The organism is Aeromonas sp. 600724 (assembly GCF_049175135.1).
In the GTDB taxonomy this organism is placed as follows: domain Bacteria; phylum Pseudomonadota; class Gammaproteobacteria; order Enterobacterales; family Aeromonadaceae; genus Aeromonas; species Aeromonas veronii_A.
Map to the genome: position 1 here is coordinate 114,317 of NZ_JAAKUM010000009.1, position 19,449 is coordinate 133,765.

Below are 19,449 nucleotides of genomic sequence, written 5' to 3' on the forward strand. Positions count from 1 at the left end.
GCAATATGCCGCTGATCAGAACTCGGCGGTACGCGGAGTTCGCGGGAACGGGATCACGTCGCGGACGTTGCCCATACCGGTCACGTAAACCACCAGACGCTCGAAGCCCAGACCGAAGCCGGAGTGCGGCACGGTACCGAAGCGACGCAGGTCGCGATACCACCAGTAATCTTCCTTGTTCAGGCCCATCTCGGCCAGACGGGCATCCAGCACGTCCAGACGCTCTTCACGCTGGGAACCACCGATGATCTCGCCGATGCCCGGTGCCAGTACGTCCATCGCGGCAACGGTCTTGCCGTCGTCGTTGAGGCGCATGTAGAAGGCCTTGATATCTTTCGGGTAGTTCTTTACCACCACCGGAGACTTGAAGTGCTCCTCGGCCAGATAGCGCTCGTGCTCGGAGGAGAGATCGATACCCCAGGAGACCGGGAACTCGAACTTTTTGCCGCAGTTTTTCAGCACTTCGATGGCGTCGGTGTAGTCGATCTGGGCGAAGTCGGAGGAGACGAAACGCTCCAGACGGCCGATGGCATCCTTGTCCACGTGCTGGGCGAAGAACTCCAGATCGTCGCGACGCTCGGTCAGTACGGCGTTGAAGACATACTTCAGCATGGCTTCGGCCAGTGCGGCGTTATCTTCCAGATCGTTGAAGGCCACTTCCGGCTCAACCATCCAGAACTCGGCCAGGTGGCGGCTGGTGTTGGAGTTTTCAGCGCGGAAGGTCGGGCCGAAGGTGTAGACCTTGGAGAGGGCGCAGGCATAGGTTTCGGCGTTCAGCTGGCCGGATACGGTCAGGAAAGCCTCTTTGCCAAAGAAATCTTCGTTGTAGTCCACCTTGCCGGCGTCGGTGCGCGGCAGGTTTTCCAGATCCAGAGTGGAGACGCGGAACATCTCGCCGGCACCTTCGGTGTCAGAAGCGGTGATGAGCGGGGTCGCAACCCAGAGGAAACCCTCTTCGTGGAAGAAGCGGTGGATGGCTTGCGCCAGGCAGTGACGAACGCGGGTCACGGCGCCAACGATGTTGGTGCGCGGGCGCAGGTGGGCCTGTTCACGCAGGTATTCGATGCTGTGGCGCTTGGCAGCCATCGGGTAGGTGTCCGGATCTTCGACCCAACCGACTACCTTCACCTCGGTCGCCTGCAGTTCGAAAGCCTGGCCGCTGCCCTGAGAGGCGGCAACCACGCCGGTCACTTCCACGGAGCAGGCAGTGGTCAGACGCAGCACTTCATTCTCGTAATTGGCCAGGGTATTGGGGACAACTGCCTGTACCGGATGGAAACAGGAGCCATCGGAAATGGCCAAAAATGAGATCCCCGCCTTGGAATCACGGCGAGTCCGGATCCACCCTTTGACAGTTTGGGTGGTGCCGACCGGATACTTACCGGCCAGCACATCTACTACGGATGCGTGCGTCATCGAAATATTGTCTCCAGCTTGTTCTTGCAGCGCTATTTGCAACACTAGGGAGTCTGGCCCGGGCACAGATGGCCCACCATGGCAGACTAAGCCGTCAATCTTACCCGCGCGGGTTTGATAAACAAGCAAAAATGTCGGACTCTGGTGGGGTTTTCGGCATGGTTCACTCAACAAGAGTGTCACGGGCGCAGGAGAGGTGGGTGAAAGATCGGCGGCATGGGCCAGATTGGCTGACGCGGGTGTTGCAGGGGCTGGTGATGCTCTGCTGGGGCGGCTTTATCGTGCTGCTCTCCCTTTACCACTATGCCCGTCCCGAAATTGCCTACGGTTTTCTGGTCTATGGCGGGATCGAGGTGCGCGATTATTGGGACCCGGCCCTTACCCCCTGGCTGGTCTACGGGCTCTGGAGCTGCTGCGCCCTGACGCTGGCGGTGTTGCTGCTGGAGCGCAAGCGCAGCCGCCGTCAGGATGACTCCCGGCATGTCAATCTGGCCATCCTGCTATTGGTGCTGATCGCCAGCTTGCTCTTCTACTACGTCGGTTAAGCGCCCGCCTCAGCGGGGCTGATCCGGCTCCTGCCTGCTGGCCTTGGTGCGCTTGCCGAGCTGGCGCTCCACACTGTCGAGCATCTGGTTGTAGGCCACCGCCACCCGGCCAATCTCGTCGCCGTCATCTCCCTCCAGCCGGTGGCCGAAGTCGTGCAGGTCGGTGGCCTCTTCCATGGAGCGGGTCAACTGGTTGAGAGGGCGCACGATCCAGGTGCGGATGACCCAGAGGGTCAGCAGCAGTCCCATCCCGAAGATGCCGGTGAGAATGAGCGCCGAGGTGAGAATATTCTGCTCGACCCGGGTAAACAGCGAATCGAGGGAGTAGTCAAAGCGCACCGCACCAAGCACGGTGTTCTCCGGCACCAGATGACAGCTGGTGCAGTCGGTGCCGCGAAAATCCTTCTTGGCCAGCAGCGGTCGGGTGACCACCAGACGGCTGTGCATGCCGTTGTGCACCACCTCCAGGCTCCCTTTGCCCGCCAGTGCCAGCTCATCAAACTCATCTTTTACCTGTTCTGTCTCCCGTCCCGGCCCGAACTGTTTGCTCACCGCGTCGCCACGAACGATGCGTGCATCCTCCACATGGGCGTGGTCGAGAAACTTGCCGCGCAGGGTATCGCGGGCATCCATCTTGCCGGTCAGCATCAGCATGTTGAGGCCGTCGAAATAGGCTTCGGTCTGCTCGCGGCTCTGCTCCTTGATGAGCGTCAGGATGAGATCGCGCTCGCGCACCGCCTGATAGGCTGCGGAGAAGACCAGTACCATGGAGAAGATGAAGAGCAGGAAAAAGTTGATTTTGGCAGCAATGGAGAGGCGCATGAGCAGTCTTTCTTGATGGTAAAACCGCAGCAGTTTACCCCTCTTGGGGCCTCAGGTCTGGTGTTTTGCTCACATTACGGCAAGTGAAACTGCACTGAAGTGGATAAAGTTGCCCTCTTTATATATCAAATGCCGGTAGTCAAACGGGCGGCTGCGATGGCCGCCCGCTGCATGCCTTAAAACTCGCCTTCGGAAATGGCCTGACGGATGGCGCCGGTCAATACCCGCAGCTCTTCAGGGGTGATGACGAACGGGGGCATCAGGTAGACCAGCTTGCCAAAGGGGCGGATCCAGGCGCCCAGTTCGACAAACTTGCGCTGGATGCGCGCTACATCCACCCGCTCTTTCATCTCCACCACCCCGATGGCGCCGAGCACTCGCACATCCGCGACCGCCGGGTGCAGGGTCAGCTCTACCAGTTCTGTTCGCAGCTGATGCTCGATGGTGCGCACCCGCTCCTGCCACGGTGAGGCCAGCAGCAACTCGATGGAGGCGTTGGCCACCGCGCAGGCGAGCGGGTTGCCCATAAAAGTGGGGCCGTGCATAAAGACCCCCGCCTTGCCGTCACAGATGGTGCGGGCGACATGCTCGGTGGTCAGGGTCGCCGAGAGGGTGAGGTAGCCGCCGGTCAGCGCCTTGCCCAGACACATGATGTCGGGGCTGATCCCCGCCCAGTCGCAGGCAAACAGCTGGCCGGTGCGGCCAAAGCCGGTGGCAATCTCGTCGGCAATCAGCAGCACGCCGAACTCGTCGCACAGGGCGCGTACCCACTGCAGATAGCGGGGGTGATAGAAGCGCATGCCGCCAGCGCCTTGCACTATGGGCTCAAGCACGATGGCGGCGATCTCCTCGTGGTTATCGGCCATGAGTGTGGCCAGCTCCACCACGCACTGCTCGTCCCACTCGGCGTGGAAGCGACAGCTGGGCGCATCGACAAAATGGTGCTCCGGCAGGAATCCCTTGTAGAGCTCATGCATGCCGCCATCGGGATCGCAGACGCTCATGGCGCCAAAGGTGTCGCCGTGATAGCCGCTGCGCAGGGCGACAAACTTGGCTCTGGGCGTCCCCTTGGCGTGCCAGTATTGCTGCGCCATCTTGAGTGCTACTTCCACCGCTACCGAGCCGGAATCGGCCAGAAAGACCCGATCAAGCCCCTTCGGAGTGATCTCCACCAGCTTGCGGCAGAGCTCGACCGCCGGAGCGTGGGTTAGGCCGCCAAACATCACGTGAGACATCTTGCCGAGCTGGGCGGTGGCGGCGGCGTCCAGTTCCGGCACCTGATAGCCGTGCACGCAAGCCCACCAGGAGCTCATGCCATCCACCAGTTCACGGCCGTCGCTGAGGGTGATGGTCACCCCTTTGGCGCTGGCCACTTCATAGCAGGGCAGGGGGTGAGTGAGGGAGGTATAGGGGTGCCAGATGTGGTGCAGGTCGAATTCTTGGTTGGTCATTTGTTGTTCTGTTGTCAATTGGTTTTATCTGGTCGGTGTTGACAGTCTACGCGTGCTCTCTACACTAGCCAACAATTTCAGCCACTTGGCACTGCGCATCACCTTGAGCGCGCGGGCCCGGCGGCGGGTTTTACGCTCACGCTCTTGCAAAAACCTTTTGCAAGGATGGCGGGCGCAGGATCCCACCAATAACAACCGGAAGCCATGTATGAATGCTCTCACCACGGGCGGTCACGCCCTTCGTCATGACTGGACCCTCGCCGAGGTTCAGGCCCTGTTTGCCCTGCCATTCAACGATCTGCTGTTTCAGGCCCAGAGTGTCCACCGCGCCCACTTTGACCCGAACGAAGTGCAGGTGAGCACCCTGCTCTCCATCAAGACCGGCGCCTGCCCGGAGGATTGCAAATACTGCCCCCAGAGTGCCCGTTATCACACCGGCCTTGAGGCCGAACGGCTGATTGAGGTGGAGAAGGTGCTGGAGCGGGCCCGCGAAGCCAAGGCCAACGGCTCGTCCCGTTTCTGCATGGGGGCCGCCTGGCGCAACCCCAAAGAGAAGGACATGCCCTACATCATCCGGATGATCGAGGAGGTGCGCGGGCTGGGGATGGAGACCTGCATGACGCTGGGGATGCTCACCGCCGATCAGGCGGCGCGTCTGGGGGCTGCGGGGCTCGATTACTACAACCACAACCTCGACACCTCGCCGGAGTTTTACGGCGAGATCATCTCGACCCGTACCTATCAGGACCGGCTCGATACGCTGGAACATGTACGCAGTGCTGGCATGAAGGTCTGCTCCGGTGGCATCGTCGGCATGGGTGAGCAGGCGAAAGATCGGGCGGGCCTCTTGATGGCGCTGGCCAACCTGCCGCGCCACCCGGAGAGTGTGCCCATCAACATGCTGGTCAAGGTGAAGGGGACGCCGCTGGAGGATCAGGAGAACCTCGATCCGTTCGAATTTATCCGCACCATCGCCGTGGCGCGGATCATGATGCCGGCCTCCCATGTACGCCTCTCCGCCGGGCGGGAGAAGATGAACGAGCAGATGCAGGCGATGTGCTTTATGGCTGGGGCCAACTCCATCTTCTATGGCTGCAAGCTGCTGACCACCCCCAACCCGGACGAAAACAGCGATATGCAGATGTTCAAGCGGCTCGGCATTCGTCCCGCCCAGCGGGCCCAGAAGCCGGATCAGGTACAAGAAGAGGAGTTGCTGGCCGAGGTGAGCCGCCAGAGCGAACCTGCCGAGATGTTTTATGACGCTACCCGCCCCCGTGCAGAGACTGCGCGGTCATGACTGGCCCAGCAGTAACAGGCCCTTTTGCATTGGGCGCAGCGCTGGCCGAGCGCGAGCAGGCGGGCCTGCTGCGCAACCGCATCGCGACCGATGGGGCGAGTGGCGGGCGGCTCAGGGTTGCAGGGCGCGAATACTTCAACTTTTCCGCCAACGACTATCTGGGACTGGCGGATCACGGCGCCATCAAGGCCGCCTTCAACGCGGGGATTGAGCGTTATGGCACGGGCTCCGGCGCCTCGCCGCTGGTGACCGGTTACAGCCGTGCCCACCAACAGCTTGAGGAGACCCTGGCCGAGTGGCTCGGGGTGGAGGCGGTGCTGCTGTTCAACTGCGGTTTTTCGGCCAATCAGGCGGTGCTCAAAGCGCTGCTCGGCAAGGAGCATCTGCTGTGGCAGGACAAACTCAACCACGCCTCTTTGCAGGAGATGGGCAGTCAGCTCCCCTGTAAGATGAAGCGCTTTGCCCACAACGATATGGCTGCCCTTGAACGGCAGCTTGAGCCAAATCGCGGATTGATTGTCTCGGAAGGGGTGTTCAGCATGGACGGGGATCAGGCCCCCTGGGGTGAGCTCGCAACCCTCGCCGCCCGGAGCGGCAACTGGCTGATGATCGACGATGCCCATGGTCTCGGCGTGATGGGGCCCGAGGGGAGCGGCACTCTGGCGGCGCAGGAGGTAGATCCGGCCAGCGTACACATCCAGATGGGCACTTTTGGCAAGGCGCTTGGTGTGGCTGGCGCTTTTGTCGGCGGCAGCCGCGAGCTGGTGGAGTATTTGGTCAACTTCGCCCGCCACTATGTCTACAGCACCCATATGCCGGCGGCGCAGGCTTGCGCAGTCAGCAAGAGCATCGAGCTGGTGCGTGCCGCCGATGAGGCCCGCTCCCATCTTGGTAAGCTCATCGCCCGCTTCCGGCAAGGGGCAGAGGCGTTGGGTTGGCAACTCGGTGCGAGCGATACCCCCATCCAGCCGCTGCTGGTGGGGGAGAGCAGCACCGCTCTGCAACTGGCTGAACGGCTGCGGGAGCGCGGCGTCTGGGTGAGCGCCATCCGCCCGCCCACTGTGCCGGTCGGTACGGCCCGGCTGCGCATTACTCTGAGTGCAGCCCACCGCGAGCGGGATGTGGATCGCCTGCTCGATGCCTTGGGGGTCAGCCCTTCAGTTACAACGCTTGGGGAGGCTCACTATGGCTGAGCGTTTTCAAACGGTCGACAAGGCGCAGCTTGCTCGCCGTTTCGGCGCCGCCGCTCGTCATTACGATGCCCATGCCCGCTTTCAGCAGGAGGTGGGTCAGACGCTGCTGGAATGGATGCCAGACAGGCTGGTTGGCACTGATCTGACGGTGAGCGGGCTGGATCTGGGCTGCGGCACCGGCTTTTTCTTGCCCCAACTGGCGAACCGTTGTCAGCAGCTGGTGGGGCTTGATCTCGCCCCCGGCATGCTGGCGCAGGCCGCCTTGCGTGGCAGCGGTGCTCGCCTGCTCTGCGGCGATGCGGAGCAGCTTCCTTTCGCCGATAACTCGTTCGACTGGGTTTTCTCCAGTCTGGCGTTGCAGTGGTGCGAGCGTCCGGCCCAGGCTTTTGGCGAGCTGCTTCGGGTGGTCAAACCGGGCGGCCAGATCTTTTTCTCGACCCTGCTCGATGAGTCGCTCTGGCAGTTGCGAGCCGCCTGGCAGCAGCTTGATGGTCGCGCCCATGTCAATCGCTTCCTCAGCCTGCCACAATTGGAGCAGGCGCTGGCTAGCGCCGGGGTATCTGCTCCCGAGCTGCGTTGTATCACCTGGGATCTCGCCTATCTTGAATTGCCGCAGTTGTTGCGCGATCTCAAGGGGATTGGGGCCAATCAGATCAACGACAATCAAGGGGGCGCCGCCCCAGCCGGTCTGAGCGGTCGCGCCAGATTGCAGCAGCTGGCTCAGGCATATGAAGCATTTCGCCAGCCCGGTGGCAGGTTGGTCGCCAGTTATCGGGTGTGTCTCGGTCGCCTCAGCAAGCCTCGCTGAGCGCCGGGAATTGCAGTGTGTGCAGGGCAGTGAGCCACTCCCTGCCAAGGAGAGAACCATATGAAATCATTCTTTATCACCGGCACAGATACCGATGCGGGCAAGACGCTGGTGGCACGCACTCTGCTGCGCGAATTCAGCGCACAGGGGATCCGCTGTGCCGGCTACAAGCCTATCTCGGCAGGGTGTGCCCGAACACCCGATGGATTGCGCAACCTCGACGCTGTTCTGTTGCAGGAGGCGGCGAGTGTTCAGCTGCCTTATGAGGTGGTCAATCCCTTTGCCTATGAGCCGCCGATTGCGCCCCATATCGCTGCCAGCGAGGCGCGCCAGCCCATTACCATGCAGGGGCTGAGCGAGGGGCTGCGCAAGATTGAACAGGCAGGGGCCGAGCTTGCAGTAGTGGAAGGGGCGGGGGGCTGGTATCTGCCGCTGGATCGCAAGCATCTGCTGTCGGATTGGGTGAAGCAGGAGAACATGCCGGTGATTTTGGTGGTGGGGGCCAAACTGGGCTGTCTCAACCATGCACTGCTCACCTTTGCTGCCATTCGCAACGATCGGTTGCCAGTGGCGGGATGGGTTATTAATCGCCTTCACAGTGCCATGAGCCACTATCAGGAAAATCTGGACACCCTGAGGGGGATGTTACCGGCCCCGTTTCTGGGGGAAATTCCCTTTATAAACAATCCATTTGAGGCTGATTTGCAGGGGCGGCTTGATATCTCTCCGCTCTTGTGACGTCACATTCAGCGAACATTCATCGAGTCTCCCTAAAATTCATCCATAACATGGAGATAGGGAGGTCGAGTGATCTATCTCCGTGTCTTTAATTCTCACAAGGAGTCTATATGAAGCGAATTATGCTATTCCTGGTGACCAACCTGGCCGTCATGCTGGTGCTGGGGGTGGTACTCAATATCCTGTTCTCGGTTCTGGGGATCAACAAGTCCAGCATTTCCGGGCTGTTGATGTTCTGTGCCGTGTTCGGTTTTGGGGGTTCCTTTATCTCCTTGCTGATGTCCAAGTGGATGGCCAAGCGCAGCTATGGCGTCCAGGTCATCGAGCAACCTCGTAACGAGACCGAGCACTGGCTGGTGAGCACTGTTGCCCGTCAGGCCCGCGAAGCGGGTATCAAGATGCCGGAAGTGGGGATCTACGACTCTCCCGAGATGAACGCCTTTGCGACCGGCGCCCGCCGAGATGATTCGCTGGTGGCGGTCTCCTCCGGCCTGCTCTACAGCATGAGCCGTGACGAGGCGGAAGCGGTACTGGCCCACGAGGTGAGCCACGTTGCCAACGGCGACATGGTGACCCTGACCCTGATCCAGGGGGTGGTGAACACCTTCGTGATGTTCTTCGCCCGCATCGTGGCTGGCGTCATCAGCAACTTCTTCAGTTCCAACAACGAGGAAGAGAGCAGCAGCACCGGTGGTTTTGCCTACATGATCACCGTGTTTGTGCTGGAGATGTTGTTCGGCATTCTGGCCTCCATCATCGTCATGTGGTTCAGCCGTCAGCGCGAGTTCCGTGCCGATGCCGGTGCCGCCAAGCTGGCCGGTCGCGACAAGATGATTGCCGCCCTTGAGCGCCTCTCCCGCGGTGCCGAGCCGCAGCTGGAAGGCTCCATGATGGCCTTTGGCATCAACGGCAAGCGCTCCATGAGCGAACTGTTCATGAGCCACCCGCCCATCGAGCAGCGTATCGCCGCCCTGCGTGGTTGATAGATACTGAATGACAGGGGATAACCCCGAATAAAAAACGGCTGCCTTGGGGCAGCCGTTTTGTTTTGCAGCCTTCTTTAAAGCTTGAAGTGCCCCATCTCCTGGCGCAGCACCCGTGACAGCTGCTTGAGCTTGGCTGCCTCTTGGGACACGTGGCGGGCTGCGTCCCCCGATTGTTCCGAGAGGGAGGTGATGTTGCCGACGGTAGAGACCACCTCGTTGGCGGCGGTGGACTGCTCGCGCAGGGTGTGGCTGATCTCTCCCATCAGACCGGTGAGATTGGAGGCGTGGCTCTGGATGCTGGCGATTGCCTGCCCGGTCTGGTTGGCCAGTGTGACCCCGCGGGAGACGTTGTTGACCGTGTTCTCCATGCTGCGGATAGAGGCATCCGCCCCGCTCTGGATCTTGCTGATCATCCCGGTGATCTGCTGGGTCGAGGCCGCCGAGCGGCTGGCCAGATTGCGTACTTCGTCGGCAACCACCGCAAAGCCACGTCCCTGCTCACCGGCCCGCGCCGCCTCGATAGCCGCGTTGAGGGCCAGCAGGTTGGTCTGATCGGCGATGCCGCGGATCACGCCGATGATCTCCGAGATCTGCTGGGTATGGCTGTTGAGTTCTGCGATGGTGCTGGCTGCATCCCCCACAGTGGTGGAGATATTCTCGATGCTGCCAAGCGTCTCCTTGATGACCCCGGAGCCCTCCTCCAGCGTGTCGGCTGAGACCTTGCTGAGCTCGTCTGCATGGCTGGCATTGTCGGAGAGGTGGCTGATGCTCACCACCAGCTCTTCGATGGCGGCGGCCATGGTCTGGGTACTGGTTTGCTGATCGGTGGCGAACTGGGCGGTCTGCTCCGCTATCTGGGCGATGCTGTCGGCCGAATTGGACAACTCCTCGGTGGAGTGGGATACCTTGCCGATGATCCCCTTGAGGGTGCTCTGTGTGGTGCCAAGCAGGCCGATCAGACTCTCTTTCGAGCCTTGGGGCACCTTGATGGGGCGGGAGAAATCCCCTTCCGCCAGCAGATGGAGATCGGTCTTGAGCTGTTCGACCGAGGTGCCCACCAGATCGAGCAGGGAGCGATATGTGCGCCAGAGGAAGAACATCAATACCAGACCGAGGGCGATAAAGAGATAGCGCAGCATGTCGGTATTGGTGGTGGCACTCTCGACCGCCTCCTGGTTGCGCCCCTCCATCATCACGTAGAAATCGTCGATGGGTGACATGATGCGACCCTTGTTCTGGTGATAGGCCTTGTCATGCATCATGGCGATGGCCTTCTGCTGGTTGGCGGCCAGATCACCGTCCGTCTGCTGCACCAGTTTGAAGGCAGCCACCTCGGTGTTGACCAGTGCATCCGAGTTGTTCTTGGCCTCGTTGAGCTTGGCGAGTTCAGCATCGGTGAAACCGGCATCCTTCATCAGATCGATCAGGCCGCGGCGAACATTGCTGTCGGGGCGAGGATTCTGGCCGTTGGCCGCGACAAAATCCCAATAGATACGGTTGTAGCCATCCGGTCTCGGCTGTTCGCCGTTGCGAATGGCCAGGATCCGCATGTACTGCTGCTCGTAGGCTGGATCCTTGGTGATGACGTAGGTGCGACCGAGTCGGGTCAGGTCATCGGAGGATTGGCGCAGCTCGTCGGCCAGCAGGTAGGAGAGATATTGTTGTCGATAACTCTCTTCCAGTTGTTTACCCGCCCAGCTGTAGGCGAAAAACACCAGTGACAGCAGGATCAGGGTGATCACGGAGAGCAAGAGGTTGAGTTGAAAGGCGGGTTTGTTCTGTTCCATGGTTTGAGCGTCCTTATTCTCACCGGGTAACCCCCTTGGTCAGACGGCAAAGGCCGCTACGTCGGAGGGGTTTTGTTGTTATTGCTGTGAGTATAGAAGTCATCGTCGGCATGGTTGCGCAGGCGGGGCGAGAAAGAGACGAGAATGGAGGAACCGCGGGTCGACAGGGGGGAAAAGGTCGGCCAGGATCGGGGCCCAGCCAGCCTTTTCGTGGCTCGATCACCTTATTTGATGACGATGTCTGTGAGCGGCACGGCGCAGCAGGCAAGGATCTTGCCCTCTGCCCGCTCGGCGGCGGTGATGGCGGGGGCGTCGGGGTGATCCACCTCGCCCGAGATCAGCGTCTGTTTGCAACTGCCGCAGATGCCGGCGCGGCAGCTCCATGGCAGCTCTACACCTTGCTTGTTGGCCTGATCCAGCACAGCGCCCTGATTGTTGCCGGTAAAGGCTTGGGCGCCGATACGCAGTTGCACCGCCTGATGGGGGCGGGCCACCGAGAGAATGGTGCCGCCAAAACTCTCCTGTTTGATACGCGCGGCCGGAACGCCGAGGGCTGCCACTTTCGCCGCCGCATCGGTCATAAAACCGTGGGGGCCGCAGATAAAGATCTCTTTTTCGGCCAGCCCTTTGACCAGTTGCAGATGCTCATCATTGAGTCGCCCTTGCAGCCGCTGCCAGTGATTGTCCGGCTGGCTCAGGATCAGGGTGAGGGTCATCCCCTGCTGTGCCATGGCGTGCAGTTCGCTAGCGGCGGGAATGTCCGCTTCGCTGCGGCACAGGTGCATAAAGTGAACCTCTTCCAGCTCCCCGCGTAGCGCCAGGGTGCGGGCTATCGCCAGCATGGGGGTGACGCCGGAGCCTGCGGAGAGCAACAGGAGGTTGCGCTCGGACCCTAAGTGAAACTCGCCTGCGGGGTTGGCGGCCAGCAGCCGGTCGCCCACCTGCAACTGCTGGTGCAACCAGTGCGAGATGCGGCCACCCTCCACCTTTTTGACGCTGATGCCGTAACGCTCCGGGTGATCCGGTGTGGAGCTCAGGGTATAGCGTCGTTGAATCCTCTCGTTTTTGATATCGAGGCTGATGGGCAGATGCTGGCCCGGCAGGTAGTCGGGCAGGGGCTCGCCATCGGCGGCTTCGAACCAGAAGGTCTCCAGATCCCGCGCCAGCGGTTCGCGGGCCACGCAGACCAGCTCCCGCTTCTTCGGTGCGGCGGCGGGATAGACCACCGGACGGGTGCGCTCCAGCACCTCGATCTCGCTGCCTGCCTCAATCCATCCCTCGTTCAGGGCGATCAGGTTTTGGCCGAAGTAGACCTCGCCATCCTCGCCACGGCGGTAGCGGGTGAGGGTGGCCAGCGGCTCTTTCAGGGCGTTGAAGCGATCGGTGCCCGCTTCCACCGTGGTCATGATGCAGCGGCTGCAGGGCTTGACCACTTTAAACTCCACTTCGCCGATGCGGATACGCACCCAACTGTCCTCCTCGAAGGGCTGGGTGTTGCTTGCCACCAGATTGGTGCGGAACTGGCTCATCTGGTGCAGGGCATCGGAGCGCAGATTGAGATCCTCAAGGGAAGCCTGGCTTATCAGCAGCAGCGGATAACCGTCGGCAAAGCTGACCCGGGTGCCGGTCTTTTCACGAAAGCGATCAGAGGTTTCACCCAGCCAGAGCAGTTGCACCGTTTCCCCTGCCACCCGGCTCAGCCATCCATCGGCTTTGGGGTCGGTGTACAGGGCGGTGAAGCGGTCGCTCCAGACTCCGGTAGCTTGCGGGGCGCGGCTGAAGTCGACCTCTTGCAGGGTGAGCGGTTCAAAGCCCGGATAGCGCAGTTGCAAGCCCCCTTCGATGGGGGTGGCCACGATCTGTTGCAGTTGGGGATGGGTTCGGGCGGTGATAAAGGTGCCGTCCGGTTTGACCACCATGTAGCGGCGATCCCCTGCCAGTCCCTCTTCGGTCACCCGGGCGCGAGCCAGCGGCATACCTGCAGTCGATTTGATGGGGTAGAGGTGAATGCTGTCTAGCCTGGGCATCTTCATATCCTTGTGACGCGGCGAGATCGCCTGGAGAAAGGGGAACATAACGGTTCCCCGGCGATCCGGCAATCCTTTCAAGGGGGCGGTCTATAGTTGGGAAAACAGAACAAGAGGGCATCGGGATGAAAATAAGCTGGTTGCTGGCGGGGAGCCTTTTTTGCCAAGGGCTCTGGGCGCAGGAGCTGACCCTGACCACGGGAGAGTATCCCCCTTACTGCTCCGAGACGCTGAAATATCAGGGGCTAATCCCTCATGTGGTGAGCGAGGCATTCAAGAGTGAGGGGGTGAGCGTCAAGTTCCAGTTTCTGCCCTGGAAACGGGCCTTTCGCTTGTCGGAGGAGGGCGTAGTGGATGGCACAGTCCACTGGTATGAGTCGAGCGAGCGGCGCAAAACCCATCTCTACAGCGATCCCATCCTGAGCGAGACCTACGTCTGGTTCTATCTCAAGTCCGATCCGCTGGAATGGCGTGGCTATCAGGATCTGGCGGATCGCAAGCTGGCTGCGGTCAGTGGCTATACCTACAATGCAGATTTTTTTGCAGCCATCGCGCAGGTGCCGCTGCAGGTGCAGTTCGTCACCCGGCTGCGCCAGAGCTTTGATCTGCTGCTCTCCGGCCGCGCCGACCTGACCCTGGAGAACATAGATGTCGGCTACTACTCCCTGCGTCAGTTCTACCCGGCCAGCACGGTCGATCTCTTTGCAACCCATTCAAAACCCGTGATGAAAGTTGAAGGTCATCTGTTGATCAGCCGCAAGCGCGCCAACGCTGAAGAGCTGATCAAAACCTTCAATCGGGGGCTCGCCAAACTGAAAGCCAGCGGTCAGCTGGAGAAGATGTTACTTGAGTCACGTTCTGGTCTCTATGAACCATAAAGTGCAACATTTTTTGATCCTGATTCGCTAATCAGTACAAAAAAGCGGCCATTATCGACTCAGTTCCCAGTTTCTAACGCTTTCGCTTCTTCCCCATCCGGCCACCGTCCGCCTCGGCTACACGGTATCAAGCGCCATCGGGTGGGGCCTGTCACACAAAAAGAAGAAAGCAATGTATGAGCAAACAACTGGACATGACCCCATTGCCGGATCTCTCCCTGAAAACGGGAACAGGCCCGGTGCGTACCCGGCTACCCGTCTGGCGGCCGGCCCTGCCACCCTGCAATCACGCCTGCCCGGCTGGAGAAAATATCCAGGCCTGGCTCTCTTTGGCGCAGGCCGGCCGTTTTGAGGCGGCCTGGCAGACCCTGATCGAAGAGAACCCTTTGCCCGCCATTCATGGCCGGGTCTGTTATCACCCCTGCGAGAGCGCCTGCAATCGCGGGCAGGTGGATGAATCCGTCTCCATCCATGCCATCGAGCGTTTCCTCGGCGACGAGGCGCTGGCCCGTGGCTGGCAGCCTGCGCCACCTGCCCCTGCCAGCGGCAAGAAGGTGCTGGTAATTGGCGCTGGCCCCTCCGGTCTCTCCTGCGCCTGGCACCTCAACCGGCTCGGCCATCAGGTGGAGATCCGCGAAGCGGGGCCGCTTGCTGGCGGCATGCTGCGTTTCGGTATTCCCGCCTACCGTTTGCCCCGCGATGTGCTGGATCAGGAGGTAGCCCGTATCGTGGCGGCCGGGGTGACCCTGACCCTCAACCACAAGGTGGAGGATGTGCTGCGCGAGCGTGACGAGGGGGGCTTTGATGCCGTCTTTATGGCCATCGGCGCCCATCTGGCCAAGCGGGTCGATATTCCGGCCCGTGAAGCGGGCAAGATCCTCGATGCGGTGAGCTTCCTCGAACAAGCCAGTCTGGCCGAAGAGCAGGGCTTGCCGCCACCCAAACTGGGACGGCGGGTGGCCATCTATGGCGGCGGCAACACCGCCATGGACGCGGCCCGCACCGCCCGCCGCCTCGGGGTCGAGGAGGCGATGATCATCTACCGCCGCGACCGGGATCATATGCCCGCTCACGCCTTCGAAGCCGACGAGGCCGAGGAGGAGGGGATCAAGATCAACTGGCTGCGCAGCATTCGCCAGCTCGACAACACCAGCATCGAAGTGGAAGTGATGGCGCTGGATGCCGAGGGCAAGCCGGTGCCGACCGGCAAGTTTGAAATCCTGGAAGCGGACTCCCTTATTCTGGCGCTCGGTCAGGAGGTCGATCTCTCGGTGCTTGAGAGCATCCCCGGCGTGCGGGTCAACAAGGAGGGAGTGGTGCAGGTAGCGGGTAACCTGATGACGGATGTGCCGGGCCTGTTTGCCGGTGGCGACATGGTGCCCTCCGAGCGCACCGTCACCATCGCCACCGGCCACGGCAAGAAGGCGGCGCGCCATATGGATGCCTGGCTGCGCGGTCGCCACTACCACAAACCGCTCTCCTACCCGCTGGTGGGGCCGGAACAGCTGCAACTCTGGTTCCAGACCCACGCGCCGGCCAGCAGTCAGCCGGTCAAACCGGCGTGGGCGCGAGATGACTTTGGCGAGATCATCGGCGGGCTGGATGAGGTGGCCGCCCGCTACGAGGCTGCGCGCTGCTACTCCTGCGGCAACTGCTTCGAGTGCGACGGCTGCTATGGCAGCTGCCCCGAGCAGGCCATCGCCAAGCTGGGGCCGGGCAAGGGGTATCAGGTGGATGCCGAGCGCTGCACCGGCTGCGGTGCCTGCCACGACCAGTGCCCTTGTCACGCCATCGAGCTGCGCCAACCGGAGGAGTCCCAATGAAACATGAACTGATCATGGTCGATGGCAACGAAGCCGCGGCCCGGGTGGCGTACCAGCTGAGTGAAGTGTGTGCCATCTACCCCATCACCCCGAGCTCGACCATGGCCGAACTGGCCGATGCCTGGGCGGCGGAGGGGCAGACCAACCTGTGGGGCAACATTCCCACCGTAGTGGAGATGCAGAGCGAAGGGGGGGCGGCCGGCACGGTACACGGCGCCCTGCAGGCGGGGGCGCTCGCCACCACCTTCACCGCCAGTCAGGGGCTGATGCTGATGCTGCCCAACATGTACAAGATCGCAGGTGAATTGACCTCGGCGGTGTTCCATGTGGCGGCCCGCTCGCTGGCGGCGCAGGGGCTGTCGATTTTTGGCGACCATCAGGATGTGATGGCGGCGCGCAGCACTGGCTTTGCCATGCTCGCCTCCGGCTCGGTGCAGGAGGCGCAGGACCTGGCCTTGGTTGCCCACAGCGTCACCTTGCAATGCCGGGTGCCCTTTATCCACTTCTTCGACGGTTTCCGTACCTCCCACGAGGTGAACAAGATAGTCGCGTTGCATAAAGATGAGATCCGGGCCCTTATCGACAACGACTGGGTACGCGCCCACCGTGCCCGGGCCCTCAACCCGGATCATCCGGTGATGCGCGGCACCGCCCAGAACCCGGATACCTATTTCCAGTCCCGCGAGAGCGTCAACCCCTTCTACGAGGCGGTACCGGCGAGGGTGCAGCAGTGCATGGACAACTTGGGCGAGCTGACCGGCCGCCACTATCGGCTGGTGGAGTATCACGGCGCGCCCGATGCCACCGACGTCATCGTGCTGATGGGCTCGGGAGCGGCCACCGCCCGCACTACCGTGGATTGGCTCAACCGGCAGGATCGCAAGACCGGGGTACTGGTCATTCGCCTCTATCGCCCCTTCCCGGTACAGGCGCTGCTCGATGCGTTGCCCGAGAGCGTGCGGCGCATGGCTGTGCTGGATCGTACCAAGGAGCCGGGGGCGGGCGGTGAGCCGCTGCTGCTGGATGTACAGAGCGCGCTGATCGACGGCTTGCAGCGCGGCCTTATCAAGCGGTTGCCGTGGCTCAGTGGCGGTCGCTACGGCCTCTCTTCCAAAGAGTTCACCCCCGCCATGTGCGCGGCTGTGTTCGAGGAGCTGGCATCCGATGTGCCGCGCCCGCGCTTTACCGTGGGGATCGTCGATGATGTGTCGGGCCTCAGTCTGGCCTGGCACCCCATCGGTGATCTTGAGCCCGCCAGTCGGGTGCGGGCGCTCTTTTTCGGCCTCGGTGCCGACGGCACCGTGGGCGCCAACAAGAACAGCATCAAGATCATCGGTGAGCTGGAGGGGTTCCACGCCCAGGGCTACTTCGTCTACGACTCCAAGAAGTCGGGCTCGCGCACCGTCTCCCACCTGCGCTTTGGCCCCGAGCCCATCGACGCCCCCTGGCTTATCGAGCAGGCGAGCTTTATCGGTTGCCACCAGTGGGGCTTTGTCGAGTCGGTGGATCTGCTGGAACATGCCGCGGAAGGGGCGACCCTGCTGCTTAATGCCCCCCATGAGGCGGACAAGGTGTGGGACCAGCTGCCCGAGCGGCTGCGTGCCCGTATTCGCGCTCTCGATATTCGCCTCTACTGCATCGACGGCGATCGGGTGGCCGAGCGCAACGGCATGGGCAATCGCATCAACACCATTATGCAGACCTGCTTCTTCGCGTTGGCTGGCATCTTGCCGCGGGATGAGGCGATTGCGCTGATCAAGGAGAGCATCGAGAAGAGCTATGCCCGCAAGGGGCCCGAGGTGGTCGAGCGCAACTTCGCGGCGGTGGATGACACCCTGGCTCATCTGCACCGGGTGGCCATCCCGGCCGGTGAGGAGCAGATCAGCGACTATCCGTTGCCATTGGCTCCCGGCGGCAGCGAGTTTGTCCAGCGGGTCACTGGCGAGATGCTGGCGGGGCGCGGCGATCTGATCCCCGTCTCCATGCTGCCGGTGGATGGCACTTACCCCACCGCCACCAGCCGCTTCGAGAAGCGGGATATCGCCCGCGAGATCCCGATCTGGCACTCCGATATCTGCATCCAGTGTGGCAACTGCGTCTTTGTCTGCCCCCACGCGGCGCTGCGGGCCAAGTTCTACCATCAGGACTGGCTGGCGACCGCCCCCGAGGCCGCTCAGTCGGTGCCCGTCACCGCCAAGGGCTTCCCCGACAGCCGCTACACCTTGCAGCTCTATCCGGAAGATTGTACCGGCTGCGGCCAGTGCGTGCAGGCCTGTCCGGTGCGGGCCGGAGCGGATGAGAGCCATGAAGGCGAGCGGGCCATCGCCATGATGGACAAGGCCCCCCATCTGGCTGGTCAGAAGCAGGCACTGCGCTGGTTCGAAAGCCTGCCCTGGCCTGCCCGCGAGCGGGTGGACTTCTCCACGGTGCGCGGCACCCAGTTCCTCGAACCCCTGTTCGAGTTCTCCGGCGCCTGCGCCGGCTGTGGCGAGACCCCCTATCTCAAGCTGCTGACCCAGTTGTTTGGCGACCGCATGCTGGTGGCCAACGCCACCGGCTGCTCCTCCATCTACGGCGGCAACCTGCCGACCACGCCGTGGGCCAAGAACGGCGAAGGGAAGGGGCCAGCCTGGTCGAACTCCCTGTTTGAGGACAACGCCGAGTTTGGCTTTGGTTTTCGTCTCACCGCCGATCAGCATCACGGTCAGGCGGTGGCGGCCTTGCAGGCGATGAAGGGGGAGCTGGGCGCAGAGCTGGTCGATACCCTGATTAGCGCCCCGCAGCGGCTGGAGTCGGAGATCCGTGCCCAGCGCACCCGGGTCGCGCAAGTGCGCGAGCGGCTGGAGGAGGTGAAATCCGGCAAGGCTCGCGAGCTGCTCTCCTTGATCGATCAGCTGGTGCGCCGTTCGGTCTGGATCATCGGCGGCGATGGCTGGGCCTATGACATCGGCTCGGCGGGGCTCGACCATGTACTCGCCTCCGGCCGCGATGTGAACGTGCTGGTGATGGATACCGAGGTCTACTCCAACACCGGCGGCCAGATGTCGAAATCGACGCCGCTCGGTGCCGTCGCCAAGTTCGCGGCGGGGGGCAAGACGCTGGCCAAGAAGGATGTGGCGTTGCAGGCCATCTCCTACGGCAACGTCTATGTTGCCCGCATCGCCTTTGGTGCCAACCCGCAGCAGGCGCTGCAAGCCTTGCGTGAGGCCGAAGCCTATCCGGGGCCGTCGCTAATCATCGCCTACAGCCACTGTATCGCCCACGGCATCGATATGGAGTTTGGCCTGACCCAGCAAAAACGCGCTGTGGCTTCCGGTCACTGGCCGCTGATGCGCTACAACCCGGTATTGCGCAGATCGGGGCAGAACCCCTTCAGTCTCGACAGCCTGCGCCCCTCCATCCCCCTTGCTACATATCGGCAGGAGGAGACCCGTTATCGGGTGCTGGCCCAGAGCCATCCGGAGGAGGCCGAACGGCTGATGCAGGTGGCACAAAAAGTGGCGTGGCAGAAGTGGGCCACCTACGAGGAGATGGCCACCCGCGAGGCCAGCCAGTTCCATCCGCCGGTGTGATAATGGGGGAGTGAAATATAACCAAGCGGGCCATTGGCCCGCTTTTTATACCGGGCGACAATTGGATGTCACTACTCACTATCTGATAGCAACTACAGGCGTAGCC

14 protein-coding genes are annotated in these 19,449 nt (G+C 61.9%); 9 read left to right on the forward strand and 5 right to left on the reverse strand.

Annotated elements, in window-relative coordinates; all coding sequences use genetic code 11:
• Window positions 1-15 precede the first annotated feature (15 nt).
• The gene (gene asnS, locus G5168_RS10440) at window positions 16-1,416 is read right to left on the reverse strand and encodes an asparagine--tRNA ligase (protein WP_199416120.1); all 1,401 of its coding nucleotides are present in this window, start codon (window positions 1,414-1,416) and stop codon (window positions 16-18) included.
• A 200-nt stretch (window positions 1,417-1,616) separates the two neighbouring features.
• Here asnS and G5168_RS10445 point away from each other — a divergent pair, with 200 nt between their 5' ends.
• Complete coding sequence (locus G5168_RS10445) at window positions 1,617-1,961, forward strand: hypothetical protein (protein WP_005359354.1); 345 nt, start codon at window positions 1,617-1,619, stop codon at window positions 1,959-1,961.
• Between the two features lie 9 nt (window positions 1,962-1,970).
• Here the strand turns inward: G5168_RS10445 and G5168_RS10450 are convergent, their stop codons facing one another.
• Both G5168_RS10450 and bioA read right to left on the reverse strand, forming a co-directional pair.
• Entirely contained in the window at window positions 1,971-2,783 is an 813-nt protein-coding gene (locus tag G5168_RS10450; protein ID WP_005350472.1) for a HAMP domain-containing protein, read from the reverse strand.
• A gap of 176 nt (window positions 2,784-2,959) precedes the next feature.
• Complete coding sequence (gene bioA, locus G5168_RS10455; protein WP_421252171.1) at window positions 2,960-4,234, reverse strand: adenosylmethionine--8-amino-7-oxononanoate transaminase; 1,275 nt, start codon at window positions 4,232-4,234, stop codon at window positions 2,960-2,962.
• A 208-nt stretch (window positions 4,235-4,442) separates the two neighbouring features.
• Between bioA and bioB the strand changes: the two genes are divergently transcribed.
• The 5 genes from bioB (at window position 4,443) to htpX (ending at window position 9,253) form a co-directional block, all read left to right on the forward strand.
• Window positions 4,443-5,531 carry a biotin synthase BioB gene (gene bioB, locus G5168_RS10460; protein ID WP_421252172.1) on the forward strand — a complete coding sequence of 363 codons (1,089 nt, stop codon included), beginning with the start codon at window positions 4,443-4,445 and terminating at the stop codon, window positions 5,529-5,531.
• Window positions 5,528-6,724, forward strand: coding sequence for an 8-amino-7-oxononanoate synthase (gene bioF, locus G5168_RS10465; RefSeq protein WP_421252173.1), 1,197 nt, complete (start codon window positions 5,528-5,530; stop codon window positions 6,722-6,724). Before bioB ends, bioF begins: the two co-directional genes overlap by 4 nt.
• Entirely contained in the window at window positions 6,717-7,532 is an 816-nt protein-coding gene (gene bioC / locus G5168_RS10470; protein WP_421252174.1) for a malonyl-ACP O-methyltransferase BioC, read from the forward strand. Before bioF ends, bioC begins: the two co-directional genes overlap by 8 nt.
• Before the next feature lie 60 nt (window positions 7,533-7,592).
• A complete protein-coding gene (gene bioD / locus G5168_RS10475) occupies window positions 7,593-8,270 on the forward strand; it encodes a dethiobiotin synthase (RefSeq protein WP_227340888.1) in 678 nt (225 codons plus the stop codon).
• Between the two features lie 110 nt (window positions 8,271-8,380).
• Window positions 8,381-9,253: a protease HtpX gene (gene htpX, locus G5168_RS10480; RefSeq protein WP_069527876.1), complete on the forward strand. Its 873-nt coding sequence runs from the start codon at window positions 8,381-8,383 to the stop codon at window positions 9,251-9,253.
• Between the two features lie 77 nt (window positions 9,254-9,330).
• Here htpX and G5168_RS10485 read toward each other — a convergent pair whose 3' ends face one another.
• Both G5168_RS10485 and G5168_RS10490 read right to left on the reverse strand, forming a co-directional pair.
• Window positions 9,331-11,043: a methyl-accepting chemotaxis protein gene (locus G5168_RS10485; protein WP_421171973.1), complete on the reverse strand. Its 1,713-nt coding sequence runs from the start codon at window positions 11,041-11,043 to the stop codon at window positions 9,331-9,333.
• A gap of 224 nt (window positions 11,044-11,267) precedes the next feature.
• A complete protein-coding gene (locus tag G5168_RS10490) occupies window positions 11,268-13,118 on the reverse strand; it encodes an MOSC N-terminal beta barrel domain-containing protein (protein WP_421252175.1) in 1,851 nt (616 codons plus the stop codon).
• Window positions 13,119-13,195: 77 nt separating this feature from the next.
• On the opposite strand from G5168_RS10490, the gene G5168_RS10495 reads away from it, so the two are divergent.
• The 3 genes from G5168_RS10495 (at window position 13,196) to nifJ (ending at window position 19,343) form a co-directional block, all read left to right on the forward strand.
• Window positions 13,196-13,948 (forward strand): substrate-binding periplasmic protein, encoded by a 753-nt coding sequence (locus G5168_RS10495; protein WP_421235727.1) that lies wholly within the window; start codon window positions 13,196-13,198, stop codon window positions 13,946-13,948.
• A gap of 176 nt (window positions 13,949-14,124) precedes the next feature.
• Complete coding sequence (locus G5168_RS10500; RefSeq protein WP_421252176.1) at window positions 14,125-15,771, forward strand: NAD(P)-binding protein; 1,647 nt, start codon at window positions 14,125-14,127, stop codon at window positions 15,769-15,771.
• Entirely contained in the window at window positions 15,768-19,343 is a 3,576-nt protein-coding gene (gene nifJ, locus G5168_RS10505; RefSeq protein WP_421252177.1) for a pyruvate:ferredoxin (flavodoxin) oxidoreductase, read from the forward strand. Before G5168_RS10500 ends, nifJ begins: the two co-directional genes overlap by 4 nt.
• The last annotated feature ends 106 nt before the right edge of the window (window positions 19,344-19,449 follow it).